General features: G+C 72.1%; 17 protein-coding genes. 2 read left to right on the top strand and 15 right to left on the bottom strand.

Going from position 1 to position 19,951, the window contains the following annotated elements; translation table 11 throughout:
• The 7 genes from QOZ86_RS01865 to QOZ86_RS01835 form a co-directional block, all read right to left on the bottom strand.
• Positions 1 to 429: a response regulator gene (locus QOZ86_RS01865; RefSeq protein WP_284490241.1), complete on the bottom strand. Its 429-nt coding sequence runs from the start codon at positions 427 to 429 to the stop codon at positions 1 to 3.
• Complete coding sequence (locus QOZ86_RS01860; RefSeq protein ID WP_284490240.1) at positions 430 to 1,254, bottom strand: CheR family methyltransferase; 825 nt, start codon at positions 1,252 to 1,254, stop codon at positions 430 to 432.
• Positions 1,251 to 2,375, bottom strand: coding sequence for a protein-glutamate methylesterase/protein-glutamine glutaminase (locus tag QOZ86_RS01855; protein WP_284490239.1), 1,125 nt, complete (start codon positions 2,373 to 2,375; stop codon positions 1,251 to 1,253). The genes QOZ86_RS01860 and QOZ86_RS01855 overlap by 4 nt, the downstream gene beginning before the upstream one ends.
• A gap of 485 nt (positions 2,376 to 2,860) precedes the next feature.
• Positions 2,861 to 3,766, bottom strand: a complete 906-nt coding sequence (locus QOZ86_RS01850; protein WP_284490238.1) for a hypothetical protein — start codon at positions 3,764 to 3,766, stop codon at positions 2,861 to 2,863.
• A gap of 392 nt (positions 3,767 to 4,158) precedes the next feature.
• Complete coding sequence (locus tag QOZ86_RS01845; protein ID WP_284490237.1) at positions 4,159 to 4,626, bottom strand: chemotaxis protein CheW; 468 nt, start codon at positions 4,624 to 4,626, stop codon at positions 4,159 to 4,161.
• Position 4,627: 1 nt separating this feature from the next.
• Positions 4,628 to 7,072 (bottom strand): chemotaxis protein CheW, encoded by a 2,445-nt coding sequence (locus QOZ86_RS01840; protein ID WP_284490236.1) that lies wholly within the window; start codon positions 7,070 to 7,072, stop codon positions 4,628 to 4,630.
• A 209-nt stretch (positions 7,073 to 7,281) separates the two neighbouring features.
• Positions 7,282 to 8,922, bottom strand: coding sequence for a methyl-accepting chemotaxis protein (locus QOZ86_RS01835; RefSeq protein WP_284490235.1), 1,641 nt, complete (start codon positions 8,920 to 8,922; stop codon positions 7,282 to 7,284).
• 403 nt (positions 8,923 to 9,325) lie between these two features.
• Here QOZ86_RS01835 and QOZ86_RS01830 point away from each other — a divergent pair, with 403 nt between their 5' ends.
• Positions 9,326 to 11,116: a bifunctional diguanylate cyclase/phosphodiesterase gene (locus QOZ86_RS01830; RefSeq protein WP_284490234.1), complete on the top strand. Its 1,791-nt coding sequence runs from the start codon at positions 9,326 to 9,328 to the stop codon at positions 11,114 to 11,116.
• An 82-nt stretch (positions 11,117 to 11,198) separates the two neighbouring features.
• On the opposite strand, the gene QOZ86_RS01825 is transcribed toward QOZ86_RS01830, so the two are convergent.
• From QOZ86_RS01825 to crcB, 6 genes are all read right to left on the bottom strand, one after another.
• A complete protein-coding gene (locus QOZ86_RS01825; RefSeq protein ID WP_284490233.1) occupies positions 11,199 to 12,797 on the bottom strand; it encodes a methyl-accepting chemotaxis protein in 1,599 nt (532 codons plus the stop codon).
• 279 nt (positions 12,798 to 13,076) lie between these two features.
• Positions 13,077 to 14,684 carry a methyl-accepting chemotaxis protein gene (locus tag QOZ86_RS01820; RefSeq protein WP_284490232.1) on the bottom strand — a complete coding sequence of 536 codons (1,608 nt, stop codon included), beginning with the start codon at positions 14,682 to 14,684 and terminating at the stop codon, positions 13,077 to 13,079.
• 305 nt (positions 14,685 to 14,989) lie between these two features.
• Positions 14,990 to 15,730 (bottom strand): trehalose-phosphatase, encoded by a 741-nt coding sequence (otsB, locus tag QOZ86_RS01815; RefSeq protein WP_284490231.1) that lies wholly within the window; start codon positions 15,728 to 15,730, stop codon positions 14,990 to 14,992.
• Positions 15,727 to 17,091, bottom strand: a complete 1,365-nt coding sequence (locus tag QOZ86_RS01810) for an alpha,alpha-trehalose-phosphate synthase (UDP-forming) (RefSeq protein ID WP_284490230.1) — start codon at positions 17,089 to 17,091, stop codon at positions 15,727 to 15,729. The genes otsB and QOZ86_RS01810 overlap by 4 nt, the downstream gene beginning before the upstream one ends.
• 138 nt (positions 17,092 to 17,229) lie before the next feature.
• Positions 17,230 to 17,586 (bottom strand): fluoride efflux transporter FluC, encoded by a 357-nt coding sequence (locus QOZ86_RS01805; protein WP_284490229.1) that lies wholly within the window; start codon positions 17,584 to 17,586, stop codon positions 17,230 to 17,232.
• Positions 17,583 to 17,957 carry a fluoride efflux transporter CrcB gene (gene crcB / locus QOZ86_RS01800; RefSeq protein WP_284490228.1) on the bottom strand — a complete coding sequence of 125 codons (375 nt, stop codon included), beginning with the start codon at positions 17,955 to 17,957 and terminating at the stop codon, positions 17,583 to 17,585. The genes QOZ86_RS01805 and crcB overlap by 4 nt, the downstream gene beginning before the upstream one ends.
• A gap of 89 nt (positions 17,958 to 18,046) precedes the next feature.
• Here crcB and QOZ86_RS01795 point away from each other — a divergent pair, with 89 nt between their 5' ends.
• Positions 18,047 to 19,144, top strand: a complete 1,098-nt coding sequence (locus QOZ86_RS01795; RefSeq protein WP_284490227.1) for a CaiB/BaiF CoA transferase family protein — start codon at positions 18,047 to 18,049, stop codon at positions 19,142 to 19,144.
• Between the two features lie 90 nt (positions 19,145 to 19,234).
• Here QOZ86_RS01795 and QOZ86_RS01790 read toward each other — a convergent pair whose 3' ends face one another.
• On the bottom strand, positions 19,235 to 19,615 hold the full coding sequence (locus tag QOZ86_RS01790) for a type II toxin-antitoxin system VapC family toxin (RefSeq protein ID WP_284490226.1): 381 nt from the start codon (positions 19,613 to 19,615) through the stop codon (positions 19,235 to 19,237).
• Positions 19,612 to 19,851: a type II toxin-antitoxin system Phd/YefM family antitoxin gene (locus QOZ86_RS21110; RefSeq protein WP_431521193.1), complete on the bottom strand. Its 240-nt coding sequence runs from the start codon at positions 19,849 to 19,851 to the stop codon at positions 19,612 to 19,614. The genes QOZ86_RS01790 and QOZ86_RS21110 overlap by 4 nt, the downstream gene beginning before the upstream one ends.
• Positions 19,852 to 19,951: the final 100 nt, after the last annotated feature.

Below are 19,951 nucleotides of genomic sequence, written 5' to 3'. Positions count from 1 at the left end.
TCACAGGGCGACCTCCTGCTCACTGCTCCGCAGGGGAACCGGAACCCCTGCGGGAACTTCTTCCGGGAGCAGGCCGAGCAGCGCGAGCTTGTCGCGGATCGCGTCGGCGGTGAACGGCTTGATGACGTACTCGTGCGCACCGGCCGCCAGCGCCCGCACGATCTGGGTGTGCTCGCTCTCCGATGTGACCATCATGATCGTCACGGATCGCCAGGCCGGGTTGGAACGGACGGCGGAGACGAACTGCAGCCCGTCCATCACCGGCATGTTCCAGTCGACGCAGAGCAGGTGGGGCTTCCAGCCCTCGTCCAGGACGTCGAGCCCCTCCCGCCCGTGGCCGGCATCGCGGACCTCGTAGCCGAGGCCGATGAGGATTCCGCTGACGATCCGCCGCATCGCGCGGGAGTCGTCGATCACCAAGGCACGCATTCAGGCCCCCTTCAGTGGGCGGTAGGCGGAGCTGCGGCCGATGACGACCCGCTCCCAGGAGTCGTCGACGCCGAGCGTGGTCTCGGCGGCACCGAGGAACAGCCACCCGTCGGGGCGCATGAGATCGCGCACCCGGCGGAGGATCGACTGCTTGGTCGGCAGGTCGAAGTAGATGAGCACGTTGCGCAGGTAGACCACGTCGAACGGGCCCATCCGCGGCAGCGGCGCCGCCAGGTTGCACTCGCTGGCGTTGACCATCCGGCGGAGGTTGGCCGACACCTCCCACTCGTTGCCGGCGCGGGTGAAGTGCCGGACGAGCATGGGCGCCGGGAGGCCACGGTTGACCTCCAGCTGGCTGAACCGACCGGCACGGGTTCGCTGCACCATCTCGCGGGAGAGGTCGGTCGCGGTGATCGAGACCCGGGAGGTGGCGTTGGGCAGGGCGTCGTCCAGAAGCATCGCGATGGTGTACGGCTCCTGCCCGCTGGAGCTGGCCGCCGACCAGATCTGCAGCCGCTCGTTCGCTCCACGGGCCGACAGCAGCGACGGCAGGACCGTGGAGGTCAGCGCGGTGAACGGATCGCCGTCACGGAACCACGACGTCTCGTTCGTGGTGAGCGCCTCGACGATCCTGCGGGTGTTGTCGGCGTCCGGGCGGACCCGCACCGTCTCCACCAGCTTGGTGACGTCGGTCAGGCCCATCTGCCGGGCCATCGGCAGGAGACGCGCCTCCACCAGGTACTCCTTGCCCGGCTGGAGCACGATCGCGCTCTCCTTCCGGACGAGGTCACGGACCCAGTCGAAACTGGTCGCGGTCAGACTCATCGACGACCTCCCACGGCCATAGCGGTTCCGGTGTTCAGCGGTGCGCCACCGGAGAGGTGGCGCTGGATCGCCTCGGCGATCCGGTCGAGCGGCAGCACCTCGTCGGCGTAGCCGGCCTGCGCTACGGCGCCCGGCATGCCCCAGACGACGGACGTCGCCTGGTCCTGCACGACGACGGTGCCGCCGGCGTTGCGGATCTCCCCGCAGCCGTTGCGGCCGTCGGCGCCCATGCCGGTGAGGACGATGCCGAGCACCGCCCCGTCGTAGGCGGCGACGGCCGAGCGGAAGAGCGGGTCGACCGCGGGACGGCAGAAGTTCTCCGGCGGCTCCTGGTTGATCGAGGTGGCGAAGCCGGCCCGGCCGTCGGCGCGGACCATGAGGTGGTGGTCGCCGGGTGCCAGGTGCACCGTGCCGGGGGCCAGCGGCACGCCGTCGACCGCCTCGACCACCCGCAGCGCGCAGAGCCGGTCGAGGCGCTGGGCGAACTGGCGGGTGAAGACCGGCGGCATGTGCTGGGCGAGGAGCACCGGCACGGGGAGCGTCGCCGGCAGCGCCGGGAGCACGCGGGCCAGCGCCTCGGGCCCCCCGGTGGAGGATCCGATCACCAGGACCGCCGGCTTCTTGCCCGGCCCGGTGCGGGGCGCGGCGGGCCGCGGCGGGGGGACCGGCGCCACGGCACGGACGGTGGGGAGCACCGGCCGGCCGGTCAGGGCCTTGATCCTCGGGATCAGCTGCTCGCGCACGCTCTCCATCGACTGCCCCACGCTGCCGACGTTGGCCGGCTTGGTGACGTAGTCGTTGGCCCCGGCGGAGAGGGCGTCCAGGGTGGCGGTGGCGCCGCGCTCGGTGAGCGTGCTGAACATGACGATCGGCACGCGGCTGCGCGCCTGCCCGCCCGCTCCGCTCCGGATGGCGCGCACCGCCTCGATGCCGTTCATCTCCGGCATCTCGATGTCCATCGTGACGAGGTCGGGCTTGAGCTGCTCGAGCTTGCCGACGGCGATCTTGCCGTTGACGGCGGTGCCCACGACCTCGATCCCCGGGTCCGCGGAGAGCACATCGGTGACGATCTTGCGGACGACGACCGAGTCGTCGACCACCATCACCCTGATCGGGTTCACACGTCCTCCTGGCCCCTGCCCCCGTCGTCCGGCGGGCTCGTTGTCTGTATCGGCATCTCCGCGCCCGGCTTGAGCCCTTCGGCGGTGCGGCATCCGGCATCTCGCGGACGAGCCGGGAGATGGACGACAGGGATGCCGCGGCATGGCGGCAGGATGCGACGGAACTGCCGGCCGGCGACCGTGACTTACATTCCGGGGAATGGCGGCAGGACGGATCCGGACGGCAGGCAGCGCCGTGTTCCAAGACGCCCCAGCGCCACGCGAACGCGGTCTTCGCGACTCGGGCGGGCTGGCGCTGATCCAGATTCTCGGCGGGGATCGGCCGGATTACAGCCGACACGCAGAAGGCGTAGCCCTATCTTCTGGCCGTCGATCGAAGTCGACGATGCCACGGTCGGCGACCGGTGCGGCCATTGTCGACACGGTTCCGGAAAGAGTGCAGCGAGCTCCAGGGATGCGGCGCGGTCATGCGGGCCGCGGGCCGGTCAGGAGAGCGCGGCGACCCGGCGTCCGGGGGCGCGCAGCACGGCGACCGCGTCCGTGCCCAGCAGGTCGTCGAGCACGATCGCCTGGACGCACCCGGCGACGGCGTTCCACACCCCGGCGGCGCCGTCGTGGAGGTCGAACCCACCGTCGAGGAAGGCCTGGACGGCGAGCAGCTGCGCGGCGGCCAGTGCCCGGATCCGCCCGGAGACGTGCGCCCCCCACGAGGCCTCGTGCATGGCGGCCGCCCACGGGCGGTGCCCCGCCCGGTTCTCGTCGACGGCGACCCGCCAGCGCGCCCGGCCGGCCTCGTCCAGATCGCGCACGGCGGCGAGGAAGGCGGTCAGCTCGTCGGCGGCGGGCCCCAGGCCCCAGGTGTCGGGCGCGGCCAGCGGGCCGGCGTCGAGGGCGCGGTCGAACGCCGCGGTCAGGTCACGCCGGACCAGCGGAGGCAGGACCCCCGCCGCCCAGAAGCCCACGGCGGCGTCGGCGAGGACGTCGGCGGCCTCGTCCCACTCGTCGGCGTCCGTCCGCCCGCGCAGCGGGTGCTCGTGGCCGAGGACGTCCTCGCGGAGCAGCCGCTCCAGCGTCGGGGCGTCCCCGATGGTGCCCTGCTCGAGCTGGGCGACCAGCAGGGCGACGCGGTCCCCGCCGCCCTGACCGGCTTCCGCGGCGGAGCGCATGTGCGGGACGGCGGCGGCCATCTCCCGCGCCCGGCGCGACCGGACGGCGCGCACCCCGCGCTGGTCCCGGTCCAGCCCGCGACAAAAATGGGTGGCCGCCAGCCGGGCGAGGGCGGACTCGTCAGCCCCGAGACCGGTGAGCAGGACCTCGGCCACGGCCCGCCCCGCCGGCAGCCGCACGAGGTCGAAGCCGAGGGTGGCGGCACTCACCAGCGAGTAGGGCACGGCAGGCCTCCACGGGCTCCGGGAACAGGACGGACCCATGCTCTCTGCCCCCACCGGGGACGCGCCACGCCCCCGTCACCCGTTCGCGGAGGCCGCTCCCCCTACTGCGCGTGTCATGCCCGGCACAGTCAGCAATAGATGACGCGGCGTGACGGGCAGTTACCCCGTGGTGGTGAGTCAGTCGTCGGCGTCGTCCCCCAGGCCACTGCCACCGCCGCTCGTCCGCCTGCCGGGCGCCACGATCCTCACCGCCGGACCGCCGTCCTCACGTTGCAGCGCGAGGACGGCGACCGCGAGGTGAGGACGGCGGGTGCCGAGAACGCGCGAGCGGCGGGGAGGTGACTCCCCGCCGCTCATCCAGGCGCTCTTGTCGTCCGGAGGACGACGGAGTGCTAGGCGCTGACGGCCTTCTGGACGTCGAGCGCCAGCAGCAGCGTGCCGGAGAGCTTGTAGGCGCCCCGGATCAGGTCGCGCGCCTGGCCCTCGAGGGTGTCCGGCGGCGCCTCGAAGTCGCTGGCGTCCACGTCGACCACGTCGGCGATGGAGTCGACCAGCATGCTGACCGCCTCACCGTGCAGCCGGACGACGATGACGACGGGGTCGGTGCCCTCCGGCCGAGGCGGCCGGCCGAGGCGCTCGCGCAGCTCGATGGCGGTCACCACCTGGCCACGGAGGTTGATCAGCCCGGCGACGGCGGTCGGGGCGAGCGGCACGCGGGTCAGCTGCTGGCTGCGCAGCACCTCCTGCACGTGCTCGACCTCGATGCCGTAGAGGTCACCGTCCAGGCGGAAGGTGGCCAGCTGCCCGCTGATGGCGGGGGCCTCGCTCCCGGAGGAGGGGGCCGTGGAAGGGGCGGTCACGTCAGACCTCCAGCAGGGAGTGGGAGACGCCGGACGGCGCCGAGGTGGGGTGGAGGGCGGTGGGGTGGGCCGAGTAGAACTGCGGGTCGGCCGCCAGGATCGCGGCGCGGACGTCGAGCAGTTCGGTCACCTTGTCGCCGAGGACGGCGGAGCCGAGCAGACCCATGTCGTCGATGTCGCTGCGGATCGCGGCCTCGCCGTCGACGATGTCGAGGATCTCCTCGACGACGATGGCCACGCTGCGCCCGTGGTCGGCGTAGACGATGACCTCCAGGACCTCGCGGTCGCTCTCGCCGTAGGCCCCGAGGTGCCGGTCGAGCCGGACCATCGGCAGGATCGCGCCGCGGTACTGCACGACCTCCCGGTTGCCGACCTTCTCCACCGACTCGGTGCGGACCTGCTCGAGGCGGGTGACGGTGTCGAGCGGGATGGCCACCCGGCGACCGCCGCCGATGGCGGCCAGCAGCATCCGCTGCCGGTCGGTCTCCGTGGACGCCGCCTGCAGAGCACCCGCGCGGGCCTCCTGGCGATCGACGGTCTCGGTGCGCAGGGCGCGCCGGGCGAGGGCCTGGACGTCGAGGATCAGCGCCACCGTGCCGTCACCGAGGACGGTCGCGCCCGAGTACAGGCCGATCGCCTTCAGCTGGCCGCCGACGGCCTTGACCACGATCTCCTCGGTGTTGATCACCCGGTCGACGACCAGGCCGAAGCGCCGGCCCTCCGACCGCAGGACCGCGATGACGACGTGGCCGTCGTGCCGCTCGGAGGTCAGGCCGAGGACGTCGGTGAGCCGGACGAGCGGCAGCAGCTCGCCGCGCAGCCGGTAGACCTGCGCGCCACCGACCTCCTCGACGGCGCTGACCGCCTTCTCGGCGTCCAGGCTGACCAGTTCCTGCAGGCTGATCTGCGGGATGGCGTACCGGTCGGAGGCGCACTCGACGGTCAGCGCTGGGACGATCGCCAGGGTCAGCGGGATGCGCAGCCGGCAGACGGTGCCCACACCGGCGTCGGACTCGACCTCGATGGTGCCGCCGATGGACTCGATGTTGGTCTTGACGACGTCCATGCCGACGCCGCGGCCGGAGACGTTGGTGACCGCGGCCGCGGTCGAGAAGCCGGGCAGGAAGATCAGCTGCAGGATGTCGGCCGGGCTCATCCGGGCCAGCGCTTCCTGGGTCAGCAGACCGCGCTGCACGGCCTTGGCGCCGAGCTTGACCGGGTCGATGCCCCCGCCGTCGTCGGCCACCTCGACCACGACCTGACCGCTCTCGTGCCGGGCGCGCAGGGTCAGCACGCCCTCGGCCGGCTTGCCGGCTCGTCTGCGGTCCTCCGGCGTCTCGATCCCGTGGTCCACCGAGTTGCGCACCAGGTGGGTCAACGGGTCCTTGACCGCCTCGAGGAGGGTCTTGTCGAGCTCGGTGTCCCGGCCCTCCATCTCCAAGCGGATCGACTTCTTCAGCTGGAGGCCGAGGTCACGGACCACGCGCGGGAGCTTGGACCAGATGTGGTCGATGGGCTGCATGCGCGTCTTCATGACGCCCTCCTGCAGCTCGCTGGCGATCAGGTTGAGCCGCTGGGAGGCGCGGATCAGGTCGGTGTCGGTCTGCCGCGCGACGTTCTGGACGATCTGGTTGCGGGTCAGCACCAGCTCACCGACGAGCAGCATGAGCTCGTCGAGCAGGTCGACGTCGACCCGGATGGTGCTGTCGGCGACGGCGCGGCGGGTCTGGCCACCGGTGGCGTCGGGGGCGGCGGCCTCACCTTCGGGGTGGTCGACGGCGATGGGCTCGGGCACCGGGATCTCCTCGGCGACGGCGGCCGGCGGAGCCGGCGGGACGGTCAGGTCGTCGTGCAGTTGCTCGACCCCCTCCGCCACGACGGGAGCGGGCTTCGGGGCCGCCTTGGCACGCGACGCGCGCTTGGGGGCTGCCGTGGGCTCGCCGGCTGCCGGCGCCTTCGCGGGTGCCTTCGCGGGTGCCTTCGTGGCGGCGGCCTTCGCCGGCGCCTTCTGCGCGGGGGCGGCGGCGGGTGCGGCCACGGCGGCGGCCGCGGGGGCCGCGTCGCTCTCCATCGCGGCGCTGATGGCGGCGACCACGGCGGACACGTCCACGCCACCCTCGCCGCCGGTCGCCTCGATCGAGGTCAGCAGCGACCGGACGGTGTCCACCATCTGCAGGAGGACGCTGGTCCGGGTCGGGGTGAGCGCCAGCTCGCCGTCCCGCAGGCGGGAGAGCATGTTCTCCCCGACGTGGGCGACCTCCTCCAGCCGGTTGAAGGCCAGGAAGCCGCTGGTGCCCTTGATGGTGTGGATGGTCCGGAAGATGCTGGACAGCCGCTCACGGGAGTTCGGCTCCTGCTCGAGCGCGACCAGGTCGGTGTCGAGCTGGTCGAGGTTTTCGTGGCTCTCGACGAGGAACTCCTCGACGATGTCGTCCAGACCGTCCACTGTTGGTGCCTTCTCTCTGGTTGCACGGGGCGCAGTCGGCCCCCATGTGGTCATCGGCAGGCCGCCGGCGGAGTCCAGGTGAACCCGCCGGCGGCGCTCGCCGGTGGTGTTATCGGCAGTCGGTCGTCCGCGACCGACCGCCGGGCATCGGCCCACCTGCAGGGGCCCGCCGCGAGCCTGCGAGCGGTGGGGGGCAGGCGGGTCTCCTTCTAGTAGGTGAAGCGGCCCACGGTGGTGCGCAGTTCGGCGGCCATCCGGGACAGCTCGTCCACGGCCGTGCGGGTCTGGGTCAGCGCCTGGGTGGTGGAGTCCGCGGCGGTGGACACCCCGGAGATGTTCTCCGCGATCTGCGTCGTCCCACCGGCAGCCTCCTGCACCGACCGCGACATCTCGTTGGTCGTCGCCGTCTGCTCCTCCACCGCCGAGGCGATCGTGGTCTGCCGATCCGAGATCTGCGCCACGATCTGCGAGATCTCCCCGATCGCCGCCACCGCGGCAGTGGTGTCGCCCTGGATGGCCAGCACCCGGCGGGCGATGTCCTCGGTCGCCTTCGCCGTCTCCTGCGCCAACTCCTTCACCTCGTTGGCCACCACTGCGAAGCCCTTACCGGCCTCACCGGCACGCGCGGCCTCGATCGTGGCGTTCAACGCCAGCAGGTTCGTCTGCTCCGCAATGCTCGTGATCACCTTCACCACGTTCCCGATCTCCGCGCTCGACTCGCCCAGCTTCGCCACCGTCGCCGTCGTCGTCTCCGCCGCCGTCACCGCACGCGCCGCCACCTCAGAGGCCTCCGCCGCATTGCTGGCGATCTCCCGGATCGAGGCACCCATCTGCTCGGCACCCGCAGCCACCGTCTGCACGCTGCGCGACACCTCCTCCGCAGCACCCGACACCACACCGGACTGCGCCGACGTCTCCTCCGCCGACGCCGAGATCTGCGCCGACGATGCCGACAACTCCTCCGAGCTGGCGGCAACAGCATCCGCCGACGCGGCCACCCCGCCCAGCACCGTCCGCAGGTTGACCACGGCCTCGTCGAGGGCGTCACCCATCCGGCCCAGCTCATCGTGGCTGGTGAGGCCGGCGGTCTTCGTCAGGTCACCCGCAGCAAGGGCGACGGCGACGTCCTGGACCTTGCGGGTCGAACGGGCGATGCCGGTCGCGACGCCGTAGCCCAGCGCCAGGGCGAGGGCGATGCCCGCGACCATGACGACGAAGGTCAGCGTCCGGTTGGACTCGAAGCTGTCGCGGATGCCGGCGCTGGCCGCCTCGGCCTCCGCCATCTCCATGTCCCGCAGCAGCTCCAGGTCGGCGCCCAGCTCGTCGCCGATGGGGGCGCCCTGCTCCGCATTGACTGTCACCCAGCCCCGCACGTCACTCGCGATGGCCAGCGGCGCGAGTACGTCGGTCTGCACGGCGAGGTACTCGTCGATGTCGACGGTCATCTCCTCGGCCAGGGCGAGCTTCTCCGGCTGGGTGGTCCCCGCCGCGTACGTGACGAGTGCCTCGTGGAACTCCGCCGCGTAGCCCTCCACCGCCGCGAGCTTGTCGAGGGTCTCCTCCGGCGTCTCCACGATGAGCGAGTCCCGTGCGGCGACGCGCATGTCGCTGAGCAGCTGGTCCATCGCCGCCGCCTGGACGGCGCCCTGGAGGTTGTTCGAGTAGAGCCGGTCGGCGTCGTCGGCGGCGGCGCTCATCCCGGAGATGCCCAGGGCGCCGATGCTGCCGGCGACCACCGCGGTGACCGACACGGCGGTCAGCACCTTCGTCTTCACCGATCGGTCACCCCATCGGGAGAGCAACGACCGGGTGGGCTCCGCGGCGGCCGAACTGCGAGGAATGGCGGTCATGTCGGTTCTCCGGAACAGAAGAGGGATGTGCGAGGGGTGTCGGGCCTGCGTCACAGCCGGATGGTTGCCAGTGGCGGACTGTCCATTCCGTCGTGCGGCGGCAGGCGAAAATGTAGGGCTCTGGCGAACCCGGGCCCTCCGCTGTTTCGGCGTGTCGGGTGGGCCGCGAAAGATTGGTCGGTGACCGCTTCGAAGCTGTCGACATGGCGCCACTGCGCATGACCGGCAGGCGGCGGTGCATGCGCAAGAACGGCCGACGGGAGTGCGCAGACCGGTGACCATTCGGGACAGCTTGTCCACGCCGCCCACCCTCCCGGGGTGGTCCCCTCAACCAGCCGCCCGCCGGGGACGATTCCGTTCCGGATGCGGGATGTCCCCGGATACCGGAAGACAGGGGAGTGCCATGCGGCTCGAGTCGTCGCTGCCGCTGATGAGCTTCGAGGAAGCGTGCGCGGAGGTGGTCCGCTACCTCAAGGCGGCCGTTCCCCTCGGGTTCTGGTCGGTCAGCCGGCAGGAGAACGGCCGGCAGGTCCACGTCTCCGTGCAGGACGACGTGTACGGGAAGGCGGTCGGCGACTCGCACGACTGGTCCGACTCCTACTGCCAGTTCATGGTGACCGGCGAGGCACCTCACATCGCGCCCGACGCGATGGCGGTCCCACGGTTCGCGGCCGCCGGCGTCACCCGGGAGCTGCGGATCGGGGCCTACGTCGGTATCCCCATCCGCGCCGGCGACGGCAGCCTCTTCGGCACCATCTGCGGGCTGGACCCGGAGATCCAGCCCACGAGCCTGCTGGATCACGCACCCGTGCTCCGGCTTCTCGCCGATCTGCTCGGCCGGGTGCTGGAGGCCGAGACCCTCCGGGAAGAGGCCGAGGACCGGTCGATAGAACTCCGCTGGCTCGCCCTGCACGACCAGCTCACGGGCCTGCCCAACCGGGCGATGTTCCTCGACCGCCTGCAGCACGCGGTGGAGCTGCACCGCCGGGACCACCGGCCGGTGGCGGTCCTGCTGTTCGACCTGGACGACTTCAAGGCGGTCAACGACCGCCTGGGCCACGCCGCGGGCGACGACCTGCTCGTGCGCGTGGGGGAACGCGTCCTGGGCGCCCTCCGCGCGGGTGACACCCTGGCTCGGCTCAGCGGGGACGAGTTCGCCGTACTGCTCGAGGACGGCGGCGATCCGCTGGTCACCGGTCGGCGGATCCTCGACAGCATGCGCGAGCCGTTCGTCATCGCCAAGGGCCATGCGCAGCTCACCGCCGCGGTGAGCATGGGCGTGGCGGACCTGACCGGCCACGACGAACCCGTTGCCGCCGAGGTGCTGCTCAGCCACGCCGACATCGCCATGTACTCCGCGAAGGCGGCCGGCAAGCACCGCATCGCGCTCTACGACCCGGCCATGACGTTGCCCGGAGCGCGGGACCTGGCGCTGCGCGGCCCGCTCCGCCGAGCCGTCGACGCGGGCGGGATCGACGTCGTCTACCAGCCGATCATCGAGCTGGGCAGTGGTGCGCCCGTCGCCTTCGAGGCGCTCGCCCGGTGGCGGCACGGCAGCGAGGACGTCCCTCCGGACGTGTTCGTGCCGATGGCGGCCCGAGCCGATCTGCTGCCGGAGCTCACGGCCCACGTGCTCGAGGTGGCAGGCGCCCAGCTGGCCCGCTGGTCGGTGGAGATCGGCCACCGACGGCTGAGGATGAGCGTCAACATCCCGCCGGCGGTCATCGTCGACCCGACCTTCCCCGACGCCGTGGCCGGCGTCATCTCCCGGTACGGGCTCGCCCCGGAGCAGCTGGTCCTGGAGATCACGGAGGACTCCCTGCTGGCCGACCTGCCCGCCGCCCGGGCGGTGACGGCGCGCCTCCGGAGCATCGGCGCGGGGCTGGCGCTCGACGACTTCGGCACCGGGTACTCCTCGCTGGTGCACCTGCGCCAGATCCCCCTGCAGTACCTGAAGATCGATCGCGAATTCACCGGCGACCTGGACACCAACCCGGTCACCGAGCGCTTCATGCGCGCGCTGCTGGCCCTGGGCGGCGATCTCGGGCTCGACGTGGTCGTCGAGGGCGTCGAGCGACCCGGGCAGGCCGACGTGCTCCGGCGGCTCGGCTGTGGATACGCCCAGGGATTTCTCTTCGCCGAACCGGGACCGGCGGCCACATTCCTTCCGGCCGCTGATCTGATGGGTGTTTGAGCAGTAACGGCGGCCGGCTGGCCGGGGGGCGAGCCGACGTCCCCCGCCGGACCATGCATGGCCGGCGAGGGAAGTCGATCCGTCAGTAGGTGAAGCGGCCGACGCTGGTGCGCAGTTCGGCGGCCATCCGGGACAGCTCGTCGACGGCGGTGCGCGTCTGGGTGAGGGCCTGGGTGGTGGAGCCGGCCGCCTCGGAGACACCGGTGATGTTCTGCGCGATCTGCGTGGTGCCGCCGGCGGCTTCCTGCACCGACCGCGACATCTCGTTCGTCGTCGCCGTCTGCTCCTCCACCGCCGAGGCGATGGTGGTCTGCCGATCCGAGATCTGCGCCACGATCTGCGAGATCTCCCCGATCGCGGCCACCGCCGCACCCGTGTCCCCCTGGATGGCCAGCACCCGGCGGGCGATGTCCTCGGTCGCCTTCGCCGTCTCCTGCGCCAGCTCCTTCACCTCGTTCGCCACCACCGCGAACCCCTTGCCCGCCTCACCGGCACGCGCGGCCTCGATCGTGGCGTTCAACGCCAGCAGGTTCGTCTGCTCCGCGATCGAGGTGATCACCTTCACCACGTTGCCGATCTCCGCGCTCGACTCGCCCAGCTTCGCCACCGTCGCCGTCGTCGTCTCCGCCGCCGTCACCGCACGCGCCGCCACCTCCGAGGCCTCCGCCGCATTGCTGGCGATCTCCCGGATGCTCGCCCCCATCTGCTCGGCACCCGCAGCCACCGTCTGCACGCTGCGCGACACCTCCTCCGCAGCACCCGACACCACACCGGACTGCGCGCTGGTCTCCTCCGCCGACGCCGAGATCTGCGCCGACGAGGCGCTCAGCTCCTCCGACGACGCCGCCACCGCATCCGCCGAGTCGACGACCGAGGACATCACCTCTCGCAGGGTCGCCTGCGCCGCGCCGAGAGCGCCGGCCATGCGGCCGAGCTCGTCCGCCGAGTGAGCCTCCGGTGCGCGCGTCAGATTCCCGGCGGCCAGGGCATCGATCGCGGCGTGGACCGACCGAACCGTCCGGGTCAGGAGACGGACCACGAGCACGGCCAGTGCGCTGGCGAGCACCAGGCCGACGAGGAGCGTGAGGGCGATGTGCAGCACGACCTCGCGGGCGAGCTCCTCACCGGCGGCTGCTTCGGCCGCCGCCTGTGCGGCCTGCGCCTCGCTCTCGACGGCGTAGGGATTCATGACCCCGCTGGCCAGCGGCTTCTCCTCGTTGAACCCGTAGAACGCGGCAGAACCGGCGTCGATCGCGTTCATCTGCTCCGTGGCGTTGGCGTAGTACGCCGTCAGCGCCTCGGTGACCGCCGTCCACGCGGCGTCGTCGGCCTGCTTGCCCTCGTACTCGGCGAGGAGGTCCTGTAGCTCCGTCTGCCGCTCGGTCAGATTCTCGCGGAGGAAGGCCCGGGTCTCGGCGTCAGCGACGTTGTAGGACACGATGCGGACACGGTCGCCCTGAAAGCTGCGCTGGATGGCGCCCAAGGTGTCCATCGGCTGGACGTTCTGCTCGTAGAGGCGCTGCTCGCCGTCGCGCAGTTCCTGGACGCCGCTGACGCCGACCCACGCGATGACCAGTGCGACGAGACCCATGGTCGCCACCACGGCAGCGAGCTTGACGGCGAGGGGGCGGTCGAGAAACCAGCGGCCGCGGCGGCGGGCCGGCATGGTGCTGCTGCTCACGATGTACTGCTCCTTGTTTGTGCTGCCGGGCACTCCGCGGCGCCGACGAGCGGGTTGCCCCCGGCGCGAATGTTCCTGGCGGTTGCCGGGCCAAGCATGCGACATTCCGGACGATGACCGGCCGAATCTTCACGCGTGTCGCGGAATGGCGGCAGGAAAGGTCGATCACCGAGTCCGGACTGGCGTCTTGTCGACATTTCCGATTCGCCATTCACGAAAGAAGGGGAGCGCACGACCGTGGTGGTCGTGCGCTCCCCTCCAGCGGGATCGCTCAGCCGGTCAGTAGGTGAACCGCCCGACGGTGGTGCGCAGGCCGGCGGCCATCCGCGACAGCTCGTCCACCGCCACGCGGGTCTGGGTGAGGGCCTGCGTGGTGGAGCCGGCAGCCTCCGACACGCCGGTGATGTTCTCGGCGATCTGGGTGGTGCCACCGGCGGCCTCCTGCACCGACCGTGACATCTCGTTGGTGGTGGCGGTCTGCTCCTCCACCGCCGAGGCGATCGTGGTCTGCCGGTCGGAGATCTGCGCGACGATCGTGGAGATCTCCTCGATGGCGGCGACGGCAGCGGTGGTGTCACCCTGGATCGCCAGCACCCGCTTGGCGATGTCCTCGGTCGCCTTCGCCGTCTCCTGGGCGAGCTCCTTGACCTCGTTGGCCACGACCGCGAAGCCCTTGCCGGCCTCACCGGCCCGGGCGGCCTCGATGGTGGCGTTGAGCGCCAGCAGGTTCGTCTGCTCGGCGATCGAGGTGATGACCTTGACGACGTTGCCGATCTCGGTCGAGGAGTCCCCCAGCTTGGCGACGGTCGCGGTGGTGGCGGCTGCGGCGTCCACCGCACGGGCGGCGACCTCGCTGGCCTCCGCGGCGTTGCTGGCGATCTCCCGGATGGAGGCACCCATCTGCTCCGCCCCCGCTGCGACGGTCTGCACGCTGCGGGACACCTCCTCCGCCGCACCGGCGACCACGCCGGACTGCGCCGAGGTCTCCTCGGCCGAGGCCGAGATCTGGCCGGACGAGGCCGACAACTCCTCGCTGCTGGCCGCCACCGCCCCGGCCGAATCGGCGACCGAGGACAGGACGTCCCGGAGGTTGGTGCGGGCGGCGTCCAGGGAGGCGGCCATCTGACCGACCTCGTCCCGGGAGGCGACGCCCGTGGCGACGGTCAGGTCACCGCCGGCCAGCGCCTCCAGGGACTCCTTCACCTGCTGGACCGGGCGGGTGACCGACCGCATGGTCATCCGGCTGATCACCAGGATGACCAGCACACCGGCGACCGCCGCCACGATGCTGATGGTCTGCGAGCGAGCGATCGCGTCGTCCATCCGCTGTCCGGCGGCGGTGGTCTCGGCAGCCAGGACGTCCTTGGCCGCGCTCACGGAGCCGTCGGTCAGGTCGTTGGCGGCCTGGATCTCCTCCCACTGGCCGCGAGTACCGGCCTGGTCGGCCACGGCCGCGTCGACGAAGGCGGTGATGCCGTCGGTGTAGTCGCCGAAGGTCGCCTCGACGTCCGCCACGACCTGCGCGGACTCCCCGGTCAGGGGCAGTTCGGCCAGCTGGGCCACCAGTTCGACCGGGGCGGCGACGTCGTCTGCCAGCTCCGCGAGCTGCTCGGAAGGGTTGTCGCGGACGAGCGCCTTGAAGCCGTCCACCTTCAGCTCGCTGGCGCGGGTGTCCAGCTGCAGGACGAGCGCCTGCGCCTGACTCAGGAGCGCCACGTCTGAGTTGGCCGAGCGGACCTGAGCGTTGCCGATGAGCACCGCGGTCAGCAGCCCGCCGAAGGCGAGGACGACGACCCCGACCAGGATGCCGAACTTCACCGCGAGTGGGCGGTCGGCGAACCACCCGGCACGTCGCGTGGCGACGGAGGAGGAGACAGGGGAGTTCACGAGAGACCGTCCAAGAGGAGAGAGCGCGGTTGTGTGAAGTGGCTTCGCGCTCATTGTGGTGACTCCACCATTGGAATGACGCACTTCGCGCGCGCCATTCCCACATCGTGATGCATGGACGGCATCAGCCGATGTGCGAGGCCGATGTGTCGACACGGGAAGAATGGTCATCGCGTCGGGCGATTCCGGTACGACCTCGATGGCACGCGTGCCGTGGACACCGTGCCGACACGAGCAAGGCGCCGACCGCGCACGACGGCATCGGTCATTCCCGGCCGGTCGGAACCCGTCGGGCGGCGGCGTGGTCAGCCGAGTCGGTCGGCCAGCCCGTCGAGCAGCGCGACGGCGTCCGCGGGTCCGGCGACCCGGAACCGAGCCGCCGTGTTCCCCTCGCCCACCTTGACCGTCACGTCGTCCGGCCCGAGTGCGCGGAATCCGTCCTCGTCGGTCACGTCGTCACCCAGGTAGACCGCCGCGGCCGCACCGAGGTCGGCAACCAGCCGGCGCAGCGCCGAGCCCTTGTCGGCATCCGTGACGGCCAGCTCGAGCACGTCCTTGCCGGGCTTCATCGTCAGTGACGGATCCGCGAGCTCGCGGGCCTGCGCGAGGAGCGCGGCAGCCCGTGCGCGATCGGGGACCTGCCGGACGTGGACGGCCACACTGGCGGGCTTCACCTCGAGCCGGGCACCGGAGGTCGCGGTGACCAGGGGATCCAGCCTCCGGGCCAGCTCGTCCCGGCGACCGGCCAGCTCCGCCGCCAGCGGCCCGTCGTACTCGGCACCGTGGCTCCCGACCCACCGGAACGGCCCGGTCAGCCCGCTGGTCCTCCGCAGGTCCTCCATGCCACGGCCACTCACCAACGCCACGGTGACACCGCCGGTGGCGGCCAGCCGGGCGAGCACCTCGGCCACACCGGGCTCGGGCACCGCGGCCGCGGGGTCGTCGCGCAGCCGGGCCAGGACGCCGTCGTAGTCGCTGGCCACCAGCAGCGGTCGTCGACCGGCGATGGCCGCGACAGCGTCGTCGAGGGCGGGGGAGAAGGTCATGCCTGCCCGCGCAACGCCTCGAAGAAGGACCCGGCCCAGTGCTCCAGGTCGTTCTTGAACAGATGCCGGCGCATGGCCCGCATGCGCTTCCCCGCTTCGGCCGGCTCGATGCGCAGCGCGCGCACCAGCTGGTTCTTCACCCCGGCGATGTCGTGCGGGTTCACGAGGAACGCCTGCTTGAGCTCCGCGGCGGCGCCGGCGAACTCGGAGAGCACCAGGGCACCGCGCAGGTCGCCGCGCGCGGCCACGTACTCCTTGGCCACCAGGTTCATGCCGTCGCGGTACGGCGTGACCAGCATGACGTCGGCCGCACGGTAGAGCGCGGCCAGCTCCTCGCGCGGCATCGACTGGTTGAAGTAGTGCACCGCGGGCCCGGTCATCGATCCGTAGACCCCGTTGATGTGGCCGACCTGCTGCTCGATCGTCTCGCGCATGTGCACGTAGTGCTCGACCCGCTCGCGGCTGGGGGTGGCCACCTGCACCAGCACGGTGTCCGCTGCATCGAGGGCGCCGTCCTCCAGGAGCTCCTGGAAGGCCTCCAGCCGGACGCTGATGCCCTTGGTGTAGTCCAGCCGGTCCACCCCAAGGATCATCTTGCTCGGGCTGCCCAGCTCCTTGCGGATCTCCGCAGCGCGGGCAGCGACCTCCGGGGAGCGGGCGAGCTCGTCGAAGGCGGCCACGTCGATGGAGATCGGGAAGGCCCGGGCCGTGACCACCCGACCGTCGTAGGAGATCTGGTTGCGGCGGCAGTCCAACTCGTGCAGCCGGCGGGCTAGCTGGACGAAGTTCGCCGCCGCCGACGGCCGCTGGAAGCCCACGAGGTCCGCGCCGAGGAGGCCCTCGATGATCGCCCCCCGCCAGGGCAGCTGGGTGAACAACTCGTACGGCGGGAACGGGATGTGCAGGAAGAAGCCGATGGTCAGGTCCGGCCGGGCCTGGCGGAGCATGGCCGGCACCAGCTGCAGCTGGTAGTCGTGCACCCAGACGATCGCGTTCTCGGCCGCCACGGCCGCGGCCCGCTCGGCGAACCGCTTGTTGACCTGCACGTAGGTGTCCCACCAGTGCCGGTGGTACTCCGGCTTGGCCACCACGTCGTGGTACAGCGGCCAGAGGGAGGCGTTCGACATCCCCTCGTAGTAGTGATCGACCTCCTCCTCCGAGAGCGGGACGGGGATCAGCGACATCCCGCCCGACTCGAAGGGCTCCGGCGCCTCCCCGGCCGACCCCGACCAGCCGACCCAGGCCCCCCCGCGCCCCGCCACGAACGGCTCCAGGGCGGTGACGAGCCCGCCGGGGCTCCGCTGCCAGCGGACGCTGCCGTCGGGGTCGGTGACCTGGTCGACCGGGAGGCGGTTGGCCACCACGACGACAGGACTGTCCGCCCCGACCCTCTGATCCGTGTTCTCCGCCATACCGCCCCGACCCTATCCAGGGCGGCGCGACTCCGCCCTCCGGGTCGGCGCGGATCCCACCGGGTGGGTGTCCCGGGCCGGCCCCCGTCAGAGCCCGCCGGCGACCAGGTAGCCGGCGGCGGCGGCACCGATGCCCAGGACGAGCGTTCCCGCCACGTACGCCAGCGACCGGCCGAGCGTGCCCTCGGCGCGCAGCCGGACGACGTCGGCACCGAACGTGGAGAACGTCGTCAGCGCCCCGCAGAACCCGGTGCCGACCAGCGCGGCCAGCCCGGCCGGGACGTCGTCCAGGCCGAGCAGCAGACCGAGCAGGGCGCTGCCGGCGATGTTGACCACGAGCGTGCCCGGCGCGGGGTCCCGCCCGCCCCGGCCGGCGACCCGGGTGGCCAGCAGGCGCAGCGGCGCCCCGACGGCGGCGCCGAGGACCACCAGGAGCGGGGTCACCGGGCCGGCCGCCGGATCGCCGACGCGCCGAGCACCACGGCCGCGATCCCGCCGACGACGGAGGCCAGCACGTACCCGGCAGCCGCCAGGGACGATCCGTCCTCGGCGAGACGGACGACCTCGACGGCGAACGTCGAGTACGTCGTGTACCCGCCCAGGACCCCGATGCCGAGGAAGGGCCGCACCCACGGCGGCTCGGGGGAGCGGGCGGCCAGGGCGGCCAGCAGCGCGCCGAGCAGGAGACAGCCGGTCAGGTTGACCAGCAGCGTGGCCCACGGCCAGCCGGTGGGGGAGGGCGGCAGGGCCTCGGCCAGCCCCCACCGTCCCAGCGCCCCCAGAGCGCCGCCGAGCGACGCGAGCAGGTAGGCCATCTGCGACCTCGCCCCCTTCGGTCTCCGGTGTCGGGCAGAGTGCCCCCGGGAGGGTCGCACGCCGTCGGCCCGGGGCAGAGGAGGACGCCGTGGGACCGCTGGAGGGTGTGCGGGTCGTCGAGTTCGCCGGGCTGGGACCGGGGCCGTTCTGCGGGATGCTGCTGGCCGACCTGGGTGCCGACGTCGTCCGGATCGACCGCCGCGGAGCGCGGAGCGGGCTGCTGGGCTCGCTCGGCGCGACCTCCCTGCTCGACCGCGGCAAGCGGTCGATCGCGCTGGACCTCAAGGACGCCGCCGACGTCGAAGTGGTGCGGGCTCTCGTGCGGCGCTCCGACGTCCTGCTCGAGGGATTCCGCCCCGGGGTCATGGAGCGGCTGGGACTGGGCCCCGACGCACTGCTGGGGGAGAACCCGGCCCTGGTCTACGGCCGGATGACCGGGTGGGGTCAGACCGGTCCGCTGGCGCACAGCGCCGGGCACGACATCGGGTACATCGCGCTGACCGGGGCCCTGGGGGCGAGCGGGCGCCCCGACGAGCGCCCCGCACCGCCGCTGAACCTGCTGGGCGACTTCGGCGGTGGGGGAGTGTTCCTCGCGCTCGGCGCGCTGGCCGCGCTGATCTCCGCGCGCGCCACCGGTCAGGGGCAGGTGGTGGACGCGGCGATCGTCGACGGCACCGCCGTCCTCACCACGATGATCCACGGCATGGTCGGCGCCGGCGTCTGGACCGACGAGCGCGGCCGGAACCTGCTCGACACCGGCGCCCCGTTCTACGACGTGTACCGCTGCGCCGACGGGCAGTTCCTCGCCGTCGGTGCCCTGGAGGAGCAGTTCTACGCCGCGCTGCTCGAGGGCCTGGGCCTGGCCGGCGACGAATCGCTGCCCGACCGCAGCGACCCGCGCCGGTGGCCGGCGCTGCGCGAGCGGTTCACCGAGGCGTTCGCCGCCCGGACCCGCGCGGAGTGGTGGCAGGTGTTCGAGGGCACCGACGCCTGCGTCGCGCCCGTCTGGTCGCTGGTCGAGGCCACGGCGGACCAGCACAACGTGGCGCGTGGCGTCTTCGTCGAGATCGACGGCGTCGTGCAGCCCGACGTCGCCCCGCGGTTCTCCCGGACCCCGGGATCGGTCGGCAGCGTCCCCCGGCCCGGCCAGCACGATGCCGAGATCCGCGCCGAACTCGGCCTGTGACCAGCGCACTCATGGCCATGGGCGCGGTACACGCCGGAAGATGACCGCGAGAGACGGCGCGCTCGGCCTCGTGGACCGACGCAGGTGCCGTCAGACCGGAACGACCTCGAGAAGCTCGTCGAGCCCGGTGAGGTCGCCCGCGTTACGGGTGTACAGACGGGCCCCGTGCGCGTGGGCCGTCGCGGCGATCAGCAGATCCATGGCGGGCGCGCGAGGTCGTCGGCCGGCAGCCACGACGGCGGCGGCCAGCTGACCGTAGCTGGCCGCGACCGCATCATCCACGGGCAACGCGTCGAACTGCCGCTGCAACACGGAGAGCCTGCGGAGACGCTCGGCCCGCACCGCCGGCTCGCCGGCCACCAGGACGCCGAAGTGCAACTCCGCCAGCGTGACGGCGCTGATCGCCAGCTCGCCCTCCAGTGGACCCACGCCCGTGGCGATGAGGACGCTGGTGTCCAGGAGTGCTCTCACCGGCGGGACCAGGGATCGCGGAGCTCCTGATCCACGCGCGCGCGATCGGACTCCCACGAGGGGTCGGCGGGGCCGGTGAAGAGCTCAGCCACCTCGCTCCACCGTCGCCAGGCGCGTGGAGCCACCGGGACCAGCCGCGCGCTGGCTCGGCCGGCGACGGTGATCGTGACCTGTTCGCCGGCCTGGACGCGACGCACCAACTCGGATGCCTGCTGACGGAGTTCCCGAAGCCCCACGACATCCACCCGCGGAAAGTAGCACAAGTGCTATTGCCGAAGCCGCCTCGGCGGGTCGGGCATAGGAGGCTTTACCTACGTTCCGGATGCTGCGGACGTA

Origin of the sequence: Blastococcus capsensis, assembly GCF_030165005.1 — a bacterium.
GTDB classification, from domain to species: domain Bacteria; phylum Actinomycetota; class Actinomycetes; order Mycobacteriales; family Geodermatophilaceae; genus Blastococcus; species Blastococcus capsensis.
Note: the sequence above shows the minus strand (reverse complement) of the source record. Positions and strands in the feature narration are given on the sequence as shown.